Origin of the sequence: Bacillus sp. AFS088145, assembly GCF_002564465.1 — a bacterium.
Lineage (GTDB): Bacteria > Bacillota > Bacilli > Bacillales > Bacillaceae_G > Gottfriedia.
Genome location: NZ_NUUX01000001.1, coordinates 120043 through 133427 on the forward strand (window position 1 = coordinate 120043; position 13385 = coordinate 133427).

Genomic DNA, 13385 nt, shown 5'->3' on the forward strand with positions numbered 1-13385 from the left:
ATTAGATAACAGTTTAACATAAAATACTACCTCAATCTCTAGCCATTTACAATGTGTACATAAAAATTATGCAGGTCATAGTTTAAATAAAAATTTAAGGGAGTGATGAAAGTGGAATTATTGGGAATTCATCATGTTTCACTACTTACTACAAAGGCTGAAAAAAATTACGAGTTTTACACTAAGGTTTTAGGAATGAGACTTGTTAAGAAAACTGTAAATCAAGATAACACTTCCAGTTATCACTTATTTTACGGTGACGCAAAAGCAAATCCCGGGACAGAAATAACATTTTTCGATATCCCTCATCTAGGATCTACATATCCAGGTCACTCGATCGTATCTTCAACTTCATTAAGAGTGGCCACAACTAAGTCACTACATTATTGGAAAAATCGCTTTAAAGAACTTAATATTTCACATGATGAAATAGTTAAAAGAGCAAATCGAGATACACTCGCATTTCAAGATTATGAAGGTACAAGATTAATTTTAGTAGCAGATAATGGTGAAAAAGGTGTTTCACCGGGTACTCCTTGGAATAAATCAGATATCCCAACAGAGTATGGTATTCTTGGCTTAGGTCCAGTGACACTTACTGTAAAAGATTCGATTCCTACAAGTAAAACTTTAACGGATGTTTTAGGTTTTAGACTTGTTGGTACTTACCCTTCTACTGAAGGGAATTTTGCAAGTATAGAAGTTTACGAAACCGGATTAGGTGGTGCTGGAGCAGAAGTTCACTTGGAAGTAAGACCAGACTTACCAAGAGCTAGACCAGGACGAGGTAGTGTACATCATGTAGCTTTTAGAGTACCGAACATAGAAGAATATAATAAATGGGCTGACAGTTTAAATTCACTTGGGATTACGAATTCAGGAAAAGTAGAACGCTACTATTTTAAAGCGCTCTATTTTAGAGAACCAAATCATATTTTATTCGAATTATCAACTGATACCCCTGGATTTGATGTAGATGAAAATATTGATACTTTAGGTGAACGGTTAGCATTGCCTCCATTTTTAGAGCCTAAACGTGCTGAAATCGAAGCAAGTTTACGTCCATTAGATTTTAATCAAAATTAATTTGAAAGATTGGCTTAATTATTTAATATGCGTACATAAATTAAGGGGTTTCCCCACAATGTAATAATCCCCTTATAGTAGACAGTTAAAAGAAAGGTGCTGGACTGTCTACTATAGGGGGAATTTTTTATGGGGAATATTAGAAAGACATATATAATCTGTATAATGCATGCATTGTAAGCTTCTTCAGTCATTTTAAAACCGAGTGTTTTTACCGCTATCAGTTTAATGATCATAACCAGGTTGAACATGTGGTAAAGCGATATATTTGGTACTACATCAATAAAAGATTTCAAAAGAAATTAAATAACCTTACCCCTATTTTATACAGGGCTAAGGCTGCTTAAAATACCTTTTTTATTAGTGTCTACTTGACAGGGGTAAGTCCAATCATCGTCGATCCCAAAATTGTACTACTAGCTAAAACAAGTACAGATGTGGTTTGAATAAATTTATTACTTAACCCCTTCATTAAATAACCTCCAACTTTTTCTAAAAATAATGATTGAAAAACAAGAAAAATATGTAATTTTTCAGAAATATTACTTAATTTAGATTATAGCTAGAGTTTTTCATGAAAAGTATTGGAGGAATTTTCATTGATGTAGGATTTTATAAAATAAATTAAATGTCGATACTAGTAAAATCTAGTAAAAAGATTAGGTATTATATTTATGCCAATGTAGATTTATGTAATTTAATGTAAAATCCCATTAAAAAACTTGAGGGAAATTCACTATCTATGCGTTATATAAATGTTTTAACAAATTTTTATATTAAAGATTTTTAACTATTAGTAGAATATAAGAGGGATCAGGGCAAGTGAGGAAGTGAGTGACATCTTAAATACATTATAATAGGTCATCAATTGTTTCAATCAGGAAATAACAAAAGTTGGATTTACTCGTTATTAATATAAAAACAAAAAAAGAGTAACCCAAATAGAACATTTGAGACACTCTTTATCTTTTTTAAATTTATTCACCAATATTTTTCCATTAAAGCCTTTGACCAATCTGCTTGTTTGATCTCTCCTTTAGGAAGAAATTCTTTCATAATTGGTTTGATATCAATGATTGGCGTACCGTCAATGGCATCTAACCCTTTAACTGTAAGAATGCGGCCACTGTGTTTTAAAAGTTCTACTGAAGTTAGCCCTAATTTATTGGGCCTGTTTTTACCCCTTTGAGCAAAAATTCCAACCTTTGGATATTGAATATTATTTCTAGGATGTCTAGCATTGTATTGAATCATTTCATCAGTCACTTTATTGAAATAAAAAATGATCTCTAAATGCGAAAAATCACTTATGCCACTTAATGCTTCTTCATTAAATTCCTCTACTAACTCGATTTCAGAGATAATTGAACCCCAGTGATCGTCTTCAATTTCTTTTCTTGAATTTTTAACAAAAGCAATTGGATTAATTGGAAATGTCATCATTCCATCTCCTAACTTATTGTATTTTTGTCTATATTATATTGAATTTTCTTTAATAATTTATAAAAGAAAAAGTATGCAATCTATCCACATACTTTTTCATGAATCGGTTTTAATTTCTAGCTTTCATTTTTAATGGTGCATTGATCATCATTGGAAATGTTAATAATTGAAGCGCTATTCCAACCAATCCAATTAAAGTAAATAAATTGATTGGTTTAATATTTACAATCCAAGTAAAAAGGTCTGAACTAATACCATTTATTGATAAGAAAGTTACTAAAATACTTAGTAAAACTAGTGCAATTAAAAAATAGAGGATCCCCAATCTTCTAACTAATACAGCAATAAATGAAGAAAGTCCAAGTATAATAAAACCTACCATTAGGTCGACCCAATAATACGTAAAGAAATGATATTCTGATGAAACTAATTCTGCAGGATGATAAAAGTGAAAACTATTTATTCCTTTGTCTAATAATATATTCATAATGTAATAAAGTATATTTAAGTAAGTAATACTTGTAATAACCATTAAGACTGACATCACAATATAAGATTTTAAAAACTGTGTTCTTGTACTACCTAATCCAATTGCAACTTGGAAAGGAATGACTAATCCTGCAACCGCGAATGTACTAATCCCACCATAAATCGGTCCAAACAAAGCTGCACTACTTTGTAAAGGGATTTTAAAAATTAAACTAACGAATACATAAACAACTGATAACAACAAAGTAATTAAAGAAAATATTTTGAAATACCATTTCAATTCATCAAAAACTAGTTGATAAGTTCCTCTTATCGAGTTCATCTTTTCACCTCTTTATTTTTTGTTTTATTTATTAAATAGTCCTGTAGAGTTGCTTTTTCAATTGTAAGATGGTGATCTTCAGCGATTTTTTTCCATTCATTAGTAAATAATTCATCGATCATTACTTTTTTTGTTGAACTGATTTTGGAGGATTCAAGTATGGAAATATTTTTAGTTACTTGTTCTACTGAATCTATATTTCCAGAAAGAATAATTCCTTTCTCCCGCATTACTTCCATTTGTTCATGAAATAGAACCTTTCCATCATTTACGACAACAATCGTTTCACATAATGGTTGAATTTCTTCGATATGATGTGTTGAAAGTAAAATGAGTCTCGGATTTTCTTCATAACTTTCCATTAATGCATCGTAAAACTGTTTTCTTTTAACTGCATCTAGCCCATTAGTTGGCTCATCGAGAACTGTTATTTTTGCGTTGCTAGCTAATCCTAAAATGATTTGCACAGCCGTTTTCATTCCTTTTGAAAACTTAGTGATTTTTTTATTCTTGGGTAATTCAAAAACTTGAACTAAGTGTTCTGCAAATTGTTGATCCCAATTAGGATGAAAGTACCTTCCGTATTTTAACAAATCATCAACTCTCCAATTATGACCAAATGGATGATTTTCTTGGATATAACAAATATTCTCTAGTACATCTAAATTATTATAAGGTGATTCTCCTAATACTTTTATTGAACCTTCGTTTGGTTTATAATGGCCAGCAACTAAACTCATCAAAGTTGTTTTTCCTGCACCATTTCTTCCCCATAATGCAATAATACTTGGTTCTGTTTCAATAAAATTGAAATCCGTTAAAACTGGTGTATGCTTATAGCCATATGTCAAATTTTTAATTTCGATCAATTTATTCCCCTCCTAATTATAGTCGTTTTTTCTCTTTATTAACTCAATTACCATTTCTTCATTTAAATGAATTCTCTCAGCTTCTTTAAGTAAGGGTGCAACATAATCTTCGTAAAACTGCTGTTTTCGCTCTAAAAGTAACTTTTCTTTTGCTCCTGTCGAAACAAACATACCTACACCTCTTTGTTTAAAAATTATTTCCTTATCAACTAATGCTTGAAGACCTTTCCTTGCAGTTGCAGGATTAATATTAAAAAAGCGAGATAATTCATTTGTAGAAGGCACTTGTTCACCCTCTTTAATTCTTCCGTCTATAATTTCGTCCATAATCATCACCGCAATTTGTTGAAATATTGGTTGTGATTCATCTAATGTCGGTTTCATTAGCACCTTCCTTTCTGGTTAGTTATTTAGTTAGTTACTCATGTAACTAACCATACTACTCTTTAAATCATATGTAAAGTGTTTTATTAAAGTACGCCTATTTTTTTAGGTAATAAAAAAAGCTTAATGCGATTATGCAATAAGCTCATGTTTAGATAATATGTTTTTATTATTTATCAATAATTTTACCAGTAATACAATATTTACCTTCTAAATAGATTGGAGTTTGACCTGATTGTACAATGGTCACAGATTTTATATGTTGACTAGTATAGTTACTCGTATTACCAGGTAACACGGTAATTATATGACTAATATTGCTACTTACTTCGATTGTTATCGGTCTATAGTAATCAATGTGTCCTGAACATGCTTGTACATTTGTCATAAATAAAAGAATCTATCACACAGAACTCGGTGATAGTAACATTTAAAAGATTGATTAAAAATGAATGTTATATGAAAAATTACAAAATAAACGATAAAAAAGAAAATTCTTATTTCGTAACTTGGAAATACTTTGTATATAACTTAGTTACTAAATGTTTCATCAAACGGTGAATTCTAGTATAATAGATAAGATGTAAAAATTTGTTTATGATCTTTGATTTAGAAAGGACTTTATAATAGATGGCAAATAAAGAATTAATTAATCAGGTTGCTAAACGCCGTATATTTGGGATCATCTCTCACCCGGATGCTGGTAAAACAACTTTAACTGAAAAATTACTACTTCATGGAGGAGCTATTCGTGAAGCTGGTACAGTAAAAGCTCAAAAAAATTCAAAATATGCAAAATCTGACTGGATGGAAATCGAGAAGCAACGTGGAATTTCTGTTACTTCTTCTGTTATGCAGTTTGAATACGATGAAAAAATGGTATCAATTATGGATACTCCTGGTCATAATGATTTTGGTGAAGATACATATCGTGTACTAACTTCTGTTGACTCTGCAGTCATGGTAATTGATGCTGCAAAAGGTATTGAAGCACAAACTAAGAAACTTTTCCAAGTTTGTCGTTTACGTGGTATTCCTATTTTTACCTTTATGAATAAATTAGACCGCCAAGCTAAAGATCCATTAGAATTAATGGAAGAATTAGAAGAAGTTCTAGGTATGCCTTCTGTTGCCGTTACTTGGCCAATCGGTAGTGGAATGCAATTTGAAGGTGTTTATGATCGATTAGAAAATGAAGTTCATCTTTTCCGTAAAGATGAAGTGATTAAACTTGGTCAAGATGGCGTACACGGGCCTGAATTAGAAGGACATATAGAGCCTTCTAATTTAGAAAATTTACGAGATGAATTTGATCTTTTAGAAGGTGCAGGAAATGAATTCAACTTAGACTTAGTTCGAGCTGGGGAACTTACACCTGTTTTCTTCGGTACAGCATTAGTCGATTTTGGGGTAACACCATTTTTAAATCATTTCTTAGATATGTCACCTGCACCAGGACCTCGTAAAACAATTAATGGTGAAGTTAATCCAACTGATGAAGTATTTAGTGGTTTTATATTTAAGATTCAAGCTAATATGAATCCTGCTCACCGTGACCGTATTGCATTTCTACGAATTTGTTCTGGCGTATTTGAACGTGGAATGAACGTAATGCTTTCTCGTACAGGAAAACAAATTAAATTAAGTCAGTCAACTCAATTGATGGCTAATGACCGTGAAACGATTGATCGTGCATATGCTGGTGACGTAATTGGTATTTACGATTCAGGTACTTATCAAATCGGAGACACAATTACATCTAGCAAACAAAAATTATTCTTTGAGCCATTACCAACTTTCCCACCTGAGTTATTCTTAAGAGTTAGCCCAGTTAACTCATTAAAATCTAAGCACTTCCATAAAGGTGTGGAACAATTAGCTCAAGAAGGTGCAATTCAAGTTTATAAAAATGAATTTAACGAGGTCATTTTAGGTGCTGTAGGTCAACTTCAATTTGAAGTATTTGAATACCGCTTAAAAAATGAATATGGATCTGATATCCGTAAAGACCATGTTGATTACAATATTGCTCGATGGGTTAAAACAGATGATGTAAAAGGACTTAAGAAATATCAAGATATGCGCAACATGCTTGTATATGACCGTTTCGAACGTCCGTTATTCTTATTCGCAAACGAATTTACTTTCAACCGTTTTAAAGAACGTCATGAGGAATTAGAATTAGTTGAAGCTCTTGATGTTAATAATGAAATACAAGTTGATTAATAAAAAAAGTGGATGTTTTTAGCATCCACTTTTTTTCGCATTTAAGGTAATTTATTTTTTGGAGCAAGTTTACCTGTTTTCAATTCTCAATTGAATCGGTTTTATCGTTTCATTTTAATAAAATTAAACTCATCATTCCCCAATTATCAAAATCTTTAAAGCCTTTATAAAAAAGGCTTTTCTCATTATTTTATAAAAAAATTCAATTAAAAATAATATTCAAGTAAGTAAAGTTTTTTCTCACTGGGATTTAGAATAAAAATTGCATATTGATATTGTTTTTCTTTATCTCGTTTTACGTAGTAATAACAATTATCGTTAAATACAACAGGATTTTCCAATAGGTTTTGTCTACTTTTTATTGAATGTACTGGATATTTCAAAATTGAATTATTATATTCAGTTACTCTTTGATTGAGATTTTTAATATTATTGTTTGATACTTTAATCCAATACTCTTTCTTTTTTAGTTTTTGTATTGTTTTTCTATCGTATGTATATTGGGTATATACCGATCCATCAACACTTAAAGGAGCTCTTTCATCTAAGATTATTTTTGAATGCATAGGTTGCTCAATATCAACATGCCAATTTAAGCGAACTATCCCCCGTTCGCTAAAAAAATATTGATATATTTCATACCAACCTGCAAAGCCAATTATGATCGAAATTATGATTAAAAAAGGTAAGTAAAATTTTCTACTAATTTGTTTGCTCATTAATTACACAACCATACAACCTAAACCATCTTTAAAAGGTGATTTACGGATAGCTTCATAAGTAGATTTAAGTAGGCTTGACAAATCAGGATAAAATTTGCCTTTTAAAGAGTAAAGTAGTATTTCTTGTTCTTTTATAGATAATTTAGCATTGTCTCTTAAGATGAAATTCATGTAAAAAGCTCCTTCGAACAGATTCTATTTATCTATTATACATTTTTTTCCAAAAGATAAATTATTAAAATCCAAAAACAGCCTAAAAAAAGCCGAACCTACTATTATTTAGATAGCAAGTCGGCATTTTTCAACTAAATCTATTATTCTATTAAATTACATGTTTTTCTGTATCAACATTAGCTTCCTTGTTTCTTGAAAATAAATTAGCCAATGCTTCTGGCAACGCGATCATTGCTGGTAAAAAGATCGGTAATAATATAAAGCAAAGGACGACTAGACCAGTTATTACCGCAATTGCTAATTCAAACAATAAAAGGATTCCAGATGGCATAAGTGTAGCAAATGTACCTCCAAGTATGATTACCGCTGAAATAATTACTCCACCAGTATGCTTAGATGCTAATACGATTGACTCTTTCGGCGACAAATGAGTATATTCCTTAAATCTCATCATTAGGAAAATACTATAATCCACTCCTAAAGCGACTATAATTATGAAAGAGAAGAACGGAACAAAAGAAGATATTCCTTCATATCCTAGCAAATCTATGAAAATATAGTTGATCATAAACATAGCTGAATAGTATGCTCCTAAAAGTGATGCAGTGATAAATACTGGAGTCCAGAATGATCTTATCACTAGGAATAATACAAGTAATACCCCTATTATAACGATTGTTGTTGTTTTATTTAGGTCGCTACTTAAAATATTGTTCATATCATTTGTTGTTGCACTCGGACCCGAAACACCTGACTTTGCATCTGAAAGTTCTGTGCCTTTAAGTCCATTTTTAACAGCTGAATTTATTTTATTGATCGTATTTAAAGATTCTTTTGAATATGGATCATTCTTCAAAACAATTGTTAGCTTTGTAATCTTTTTATCTTTTGACATAAACATGTCTATTGATTTTTTAAAGTTCTCGTCAGCCAATGCTTCTTTTGGAATAAAGAAAGTTTTATTAGAATTATACTGAGTTAAGAAATCATTTGTCTTTCCTAATCCGCCAGATATTTTCTCTAACCCACCGTTTACATCTGATAGTTTTTCTCCGAAAGTACTAAATCCATTGATGCCAGTTACTAGCTGTTGCTGACCTGATTTCATTTGACCAAGTCCATCTGATACTTTATTCATATTTGTGACAATTTTTCCAATTCCTGATGATGCTTGGTTTAAGCCACTTTCAAGTTTTTTCAAACCATCAGCCATTTGAGTTAATCCATTACTCATACTAGAAAGATTACTGTTTGCAGTAGCAAAACCTGCAGTTACAGCATTATAATTATCATTTAAAGCTTTGATTCCTACTGGAGTAATTTGATTTAATGAAGCAACTGTTTGATCAATTGTTTGCTTTAATGATTGGTAATTTACATCATCTTTTGAATTCGAATAACTACTACCTAGTGCTGTCACCATTGATTGCATTTGAGAAATTGCGCCTTTTAGACCCAGCAGTGCTTGTGCTGATTCTTGGTAATGAGTTCCCAATTCTTTATAACCAGATTGCATTTTCTCATAATTTTTTGCCAATAATGATACTCCACTACTCATTTTTCTTAGATTCATTTCGACCGTTGCTATACCACTAGAGATTGTTTGAGAATTACCAGAACCATTGCCAATCCCTGCTTGAATTTGTTTTAACCCACCACTTAATGCTGTCACACCATTTTGTAGTTCCGTTGTTCCATCTACCATTTGGTTAACCTTTGAAAAATCCGCTGACCCTAGTTTATCTTGGGCCAAACTTAATCCGTCATGTATTTCGTTAACTCCATCTTTTGTTTTTGAAATACCATCAGTCACTGCACCCATTTGGCTATCAACATAAAAACTATCAATTTGTTTGCTTTCAGGTTGTGTAACTGAAGATACTTGCTTAACACCCTTTATCTTCTTAAGTCTTTCAGTAACATTATCAATTACTGCAAGTGATTGATTATTATCAAGCGCTTTGTCGTTTTCAATTACGACTGTTGCAGGCATTGCCTGACCTTTACCAAAATGATCTGAAACGATATTAAATCCTTTTGATGAAGGATATTTATTTCCAAGTTCTCCAATTGTATCAAAGTTTAGTTTTTCTTGATGGAAATATACCATCGGAGATAAAATCAATAATATGACAACAATTGTTATAATTGGTTTCTTTATTGCAAATGCAGATGAATTACCAAAAAACTTGTTTTCTTTGTGTCCACCAACATTTTTAGATGGCCAGAAAAGCTTTTTCCCTAAAACTTTCATAATAAACGGTGTTAACGTTAATATTTCTAGTAATAATATGCATACACCTATAACAACTACTACACCTGATTTATATATTGGAGATTCTGCAAATACAAGTGCAAGGAACGCAATAAACACAGTTAAAATACTATAGGCAATTGTTTTACCAGCCGTTTTATAAGTGTTTACAATTGATTCATCAACTGAATGACCAAGTGAAAGTTCCTCTTTAAAACGATTAAAAAGGAGTATGTTGTAATCTGTTCCAATACCAAAAAGAATCAGTATTAGTAGCATTTGAGTAAGACTTGTAATTGGAAATCCAGCTTTATCGATTAATTGAGCAGCTATCCCCATTGAACATAGATAAGAGAAAGCAACAGCAATTAATGATACAAATGGTGTAACAATCGATCTAAACGCAAGAACAAGTACTACTAAAATAAAAATCACTGTCAATGCAGCACTTTTTTCAACTCCAGCTTGTGAAGCTTTTAAATAATCATTGTTAATAAAATCTTCACCACTTAGATAATATTTAACTGGTACTTTACTTAGTTTATTATCTAATTCTTTTTTAATATCATCTATTTCTCTTCCGTTTTTATCTAACTTATAGCTCACCATTAGTGTGGTGCCGTCTTTTGATACTAATGAACTTTTTGCATTTGGAAGACTAAAAGGATCAATGATTTCCGAAATTCTAAGTTCTTTACTGCTATCAAGGATTCCTTTAACAGCGTCACCAATTTTTTCCATTTCATCATTTGAAATTTTATTTTTATCATAAAAAACAATCAGATTATTCGTTCCTTTTGCAGTATCCATTTTTTTGAGGATATGATCTGCCATAACAGAAGGTGAATCACTATTCGCTCCTTCCTGCCCCTTATTCCGCAGAATTGCATTTATGTCAGGTTGAAGAACTGTTAACAATACTGTTGCAATTAACCAAATTGAAAAAATGATCCAACGACCCTTTATGATTTTGTTCACACGGTCCCCTCCTTCATTAATTTATTTCTCTTTTTTTTCTTTTTCCTTATCAAGAAAATACAATACATCAAAGAATTCATAATTATCCATTCCATCTGTCTCCATCTTCTTCTTTACAGCTGTAACTAATAATCTCATTCCTTGTTCTACAATCTCTTGTTCATGTGAATCCAAAAAAGCTAACGCACTATTTAATGATTTATTTGCAATTTCAGTAATACTACCATTTATTTCATCCGATATATTTTCTGGTAATGAAATTTCCACGAATCGTTTATCTTTAGGGTTAGGTGTTTTCAACAAAAGCCCCTTTGTAGTAAGACGCTCAACGATATCTGATACAGTACTTTGCGTCATTTTTAGATTTTTAGAAAGTTGTTTTATGCTCATTGTTTTATGTGCATATACTTCACCAATCACTCTTGCTTGTGGAATTGTTACGCCATGTTCTTCTGAATGCTTTTGGAGACTTTTCATTAAAAATCGTTGTAAAAAATCGATTGATTCACTTATAAATTCAGCACGTTCTACCATTTAATCCCTCCAACACACAATACTTCCTGCACGATACATCTTATACGATGTATCGTACAAGATTTATATTATTTGTCTTAACTGCATTTGTCAATTTAAATAAACATAAAGGTTAATTCCCTAAAAATTAGTTACTCCTATTGTTAAAATTCAACTATTTAGGAAAAATATCCAATAAAAAAAGCAGTTGATTATTCAACTACTTTTATGTGAATTATGCTTTTTTTGAGTTATATTCGTACATCGTCTTTTGCTTCGGTTCTTTAATCGATAAATACACAGCTACAACAATTAGAATACTTCCTATGAAAAATGAAGGGTTAATTTCTTCATTTAATAAAAAATACCCAAATATCGTACCAATTAATGGTTGTAAAAAGAAAAATAATGATCCTGTGGAAGTATCGATATATTCAAATCCTTTGTTCCAAAGATAAAACGCTCCTGCTGTAGAAATCGTGCCTAAAAATATAACTCCCATCCAAATCCAACTATTTGTTGGCAAGTCAGTTATGTGATTACTTTGCTCTATAATCGTTAATGGTAATGTAAAAATTACACCAAATACTGTTGCCCAAGTTGTTACGGTTAATGATGAGTATTTATTAGTCTGAACTTTACTTAGAACTGTATACAATGCCCATGTTATTGCAGCACCTACTAATATGAGATTTCCGAAATACGCTCCTAAATTTGAACCACCTTTTGGTAATCCAATTACAACAATTACTCCAATTGTAGCTAAAATTAAAGAAACAATCTTACGGCTATTAATCTTTTCTTTTAAAATTAAAAATGCAAATAATGAAATTAACGCCGGTGAAGCTGAAGTAATTAAAGAACCCATAGCTGCTCCTGAAAGCTTCGTACCGATAAATTGAAAACCAATTGAGCCAGTATAGCCTACTAATGCAATTAGTGCGATTGGAAATAGATCTTTCTTACTAATTTTCCAGCTTTTTTGGAAGAAACTGATGATTCCTAAAGTTAGTAATGCTAAAAGAAATCTCATTTCAAGTAATAACCATGGAGAAATACTGTCTAATACTACTTTACTAACTACATAGGTCATCCCCCAAATACTAGCGGCCAATGATAAACACAATGCTCCTTTAAAGAAATTCATTTAAAACTCATCCTTTACTTATGATTCCAATCATTTTTCGAAAGTTCAAACATAATTTCGGTTACATATTGGTTTTTAAAATAAGAATTTTCTATTATTTTTATCTGTTGAAATCCTAACTTCTTTAATAATTTAATTGAAGATGAATTTTGCTCATCAGCGATTGCGTTTATTTTTTCTTTGTTTAATTCATTGAATAAATAATCAACTATTCCTTGTAATGCTTCAAAAGCATATCCCTTATTTTGATACAATGGCTCCAATGTAAAGCCAACCTCAATTTGATTTGCAGGTTCTAATAAAGTATGTACGCCAATATCCCCTATTAGTTGACCATCCATTTTATTTTCAATCGCTACTTGAACCCATGAATCAGGAATATTCATTTCAGCTGATTTTTGTTTTTCGATAAAATTAACTGCTTGTTCGTATGTATAATTCTCCCAACCTTGATAAATCGCCACATCTGAATTTGAACGATATTTATAAAAGTTGCTAACATCTTCATTTTTAAACCTTCTAAGTTTTAATCGACTAGTCTCTATTTCAATAAATTCTAGTTTGCTCATATTCCACCTCTAAAAATTCACTTTTTATCGTAATTGTACATTCTATTATACTTAGAAATTTCAAAATAAACATAATTTTTTGCACTTAGGTATTTTAATCAGAACTTTTTATATTTTATTGTATATTTCTTTTTTGTATTTCGTACAATTATAAAACACACCCGAATCATTTAAACTCTAAAATTATAGTTGACACTTTCAACTGTAAA

General features: G+C 31.0%; 14 protein-coding genes. 3 read left to right on the forward strand and 11 right to left on the reverse strand.

Annotated features, from left to right (window positions below; genetic code table 11):
• Positions 1–111: 111 nt before the first annotated feature.
• Positions 112–1086 (forward strand): ring-cleaving dioxygenase, encoded by a 975-nt coding sequence (locus COI44_RS00475; protein ID WP_098426181.1) that lies wholly within the window; start codon positions 112–114, stop codon positions 1084–1086.
• 173 nt (positions 1087–1259) lie between these two features.
• The gene (locus tag COI44_RS24790) at positions 1260–1433 is read left to right on the forward strand and encodes an IS3 family transposase (RefSeq protein WP_353615996.1); all 174 of its coding nucleotides are present in this window, start codon (positions 1260–1262) and stop codon (positions 1431–1433) included.
• 634 nt (positions 1434–2067) lie between these two features.
• Here the strand turns inward: COI44_RS24790 and tsaA are convergent.
• From tsaA to COI44_RS23795, 5 genes are all read right to left on the reverse strand, one after another.
• Positions 2068–2526: a tRNA (N6-threonylcarbamoyladenosine(37)-N6)-methyltransferase TrmO gene (gene tsaA, locus COI44_RS00485; RefSeq protein ID WP_098426183.1), complete on the reverse strand. Its 459-nt coding sequence runs from the start codon at positions 2524–2526 to the stop codon at positions 2068–2070.
• 112 nt (positions 2527–2638) lie between these two features.
• A complete protein-coding gene (locus COI44_RS00490; protein WP_098426184.1) occupies positions 2639–3340 on the reverse strand; it encodes an LTA synthase family protein in 702 nt (233 codons plus the stop codon).
• Complete coding sequence (locus COI44_RS00495; protein ID WP_098426185.1) at positions 3337–4209, reverse strand: ABC transporter ATP-binding protein; 873 nt, start codon at positions 4207–4209, stop codon at positions 3337–3339. The genes COI44_RS00490 and COI44_RS00495 overlap by 4 nt, the downstream gene beginning before the upstream one ends.
• A 12-nt stretch (positions 4210–4221) precedes the next feature.
• On the reverse strand, positions 4222–4593 hold the full coding sequence (locus tag COI44_RS00500) for a GntR family transcriptional regulator (RefSeq protein WP_098426186.1): 372 nt from the start codon (positions 4591–4593) through the stop codon (positions 4222–4224).
• Between the two features lie 169 nt (positions 4594–4762).
• Positions 4763–4981 carry an S-Ena type endospore appendage gene (locus COI44_RS23795; protein WP_142329204.1) on the reverse strand — a complete coding sequence of 73 codons (219 nt, stop codon included), beginning with the start codon at positions 4979–4981 and terminating at the stop codon, positions 4763–4765.
• Positions 4982–5223: 242 nt separating this feature from the next.
• On the opposite strand from COI44_RS23795, the gene COI44_RS00505 reads away from it, so the two are divergent.
• Positions 5224–6819: a peptide chain release factor 3 gene (locus COI44_RS00505; protein WP_098426187.1), complete on the forward strand. Its 1596-nt coding sequence runs from the start codon at positions 5224–5226 to the stop codon at positions 6817–6819.
• 206 nt (positions 6820–7025) lie between these two features.
• On the opposite strand, the gene COI44_RS00510 is transcribed toward COI44_RS00505, so the two are convergent.
• From COI44_RS00510 to COI44_RS00530, 6 genes are all read right to left on the reverse strand, one after another.
• Positions 7026–7538, reverse strand: a complete 513-nt coding sequence (locus COI44_RS00510) for a hypothetical protein (protein WP_098426188.1) — start codon at positions 7536–7538, stop codon at positions 7026–7028.
• Between the two features lie 3 nt (positions 7539–7541).
• A complete protein-coding gene (locus tag COI44_RS23975; RefSeq protein ID WP_179886959.1) occupies positions 7542–7712 on the reverse strand; it encodes a hypothetical protein in 171 nt (56 codons plus the stop codon).
• A 151-nt stretch (positions 7713–7863) separates the two neighbouring features.
• Positions 7864–10947, reverse strand: a complete 3084-nt coding sequence (locus COI44_RS00515) for an MMPL family transporter (protein ID WP_098426189.1) — start codon at positions 10945–10947, stop codon at positions 7864–7866.
• Between the two features lie 21 nt (positions 10948–10968).
• Positions 10969–11481, reverse strand: coding sequence for a MarR family winged helix-turn-helix transcriptional regulator (locus tag COI44_RS00520; protein ID WP_098426190.1), 513 nt, complete (start codon positions 11479–11481; stop codon positions 10969–10971).
• 214 nt (positions 11482–11695) lie between these two features.
• Positions 11696–12607 (reverse strand): DMT family transporter, encoded by a 912-nt coding sequence (locus tag COI44_RS00525; RefSeq protein WP_098426191.1) that lies wholly within the window; start codon positions 12605–12607, stop codon positions 11696–11698.
• A gap of 14 nt (positions 12608–12621) precedes the next feature.
• Entirely contained in the window at positions 12622–13176 is a 555-nt protein-coding gene (locus COI44_RS00530) for a GNAT family N-acetyltransferase (RefSeq protein ID WP_098426192.1), read from the reverse strand.
• Positions 13177–13385: the final 209 nt, after the last annotated feature.

Bases quoted from the DNA above. Each gene is read 5' to 3' on its own strand.
- tsaA (WP_098426183.1), bottom strand. From the start codon at position 2,526: ATGACATTTCCAATTAATCCAATTGCTTTTGTTAAAAATTCAAGAAAA.
- COI44_RS00490 (WP_098426184.1), bottom strand. From the start codon at position 3,340: ATGAACTCGATAAGAGGAACTTATCAACTAGTTTTTGATGAATTGAAA.
- COI44_RS00500 (WP_098426186.1), bottom strand. From the start codon at position 4,593: ATGAAACCGACATTAGATGAATCACAACCAATATTTCAACAAATTGCG.
- COI44_RS23795 (WP_142329204.1), bottom strand. From the start codon at position 4,981: ATGACAAATGTACAAGCATGTTCAGGACACATTGATTACTATAGACCG.
- COI44_RS00505 (WP_098426187.1), top strand. From the start codon at position 5,224: ATGGCAAATAAAGAATTAATTAATCAGGTTGCTAAACGCCGTATATTT.
- COI44_RS00510 (WP_098426188.1), bottom strand. From the start codon at position 7,538: ATGAGCAAACAAATTAGTAGAAAATTTTACTTACCTTTTTTAATCATA.
- COI44_RS23975 (WP_179886959.1), bottom strand. From the start codon at position 7,712: ATGAATTTCATCTTAAGAGACAATGCTAAATTATCTATAAAAGAACAA.
- COI44_RS00520 (WP_098426190.1), bottom strand. From the start codon at position 11,481: ATGGTAGAACGTGCTGAATTTATAAGTGAATCAATCGATTTTTTACAA.
- COI44_RS00525 (WP_098426191.1), bottom strand. From the start codon at position 12,607: ATGAATTTCTTTAAAGGAGCATTGTGTTTATCATTGGCCGCTAGTATT.
- COI44_RS00530 (WP_098426192.1), bottom strand. From the start codon at position 13,176: ATGAGCAAACTAGAATTTATTGAAATAGAGACTAGTCGATTAAAACTT.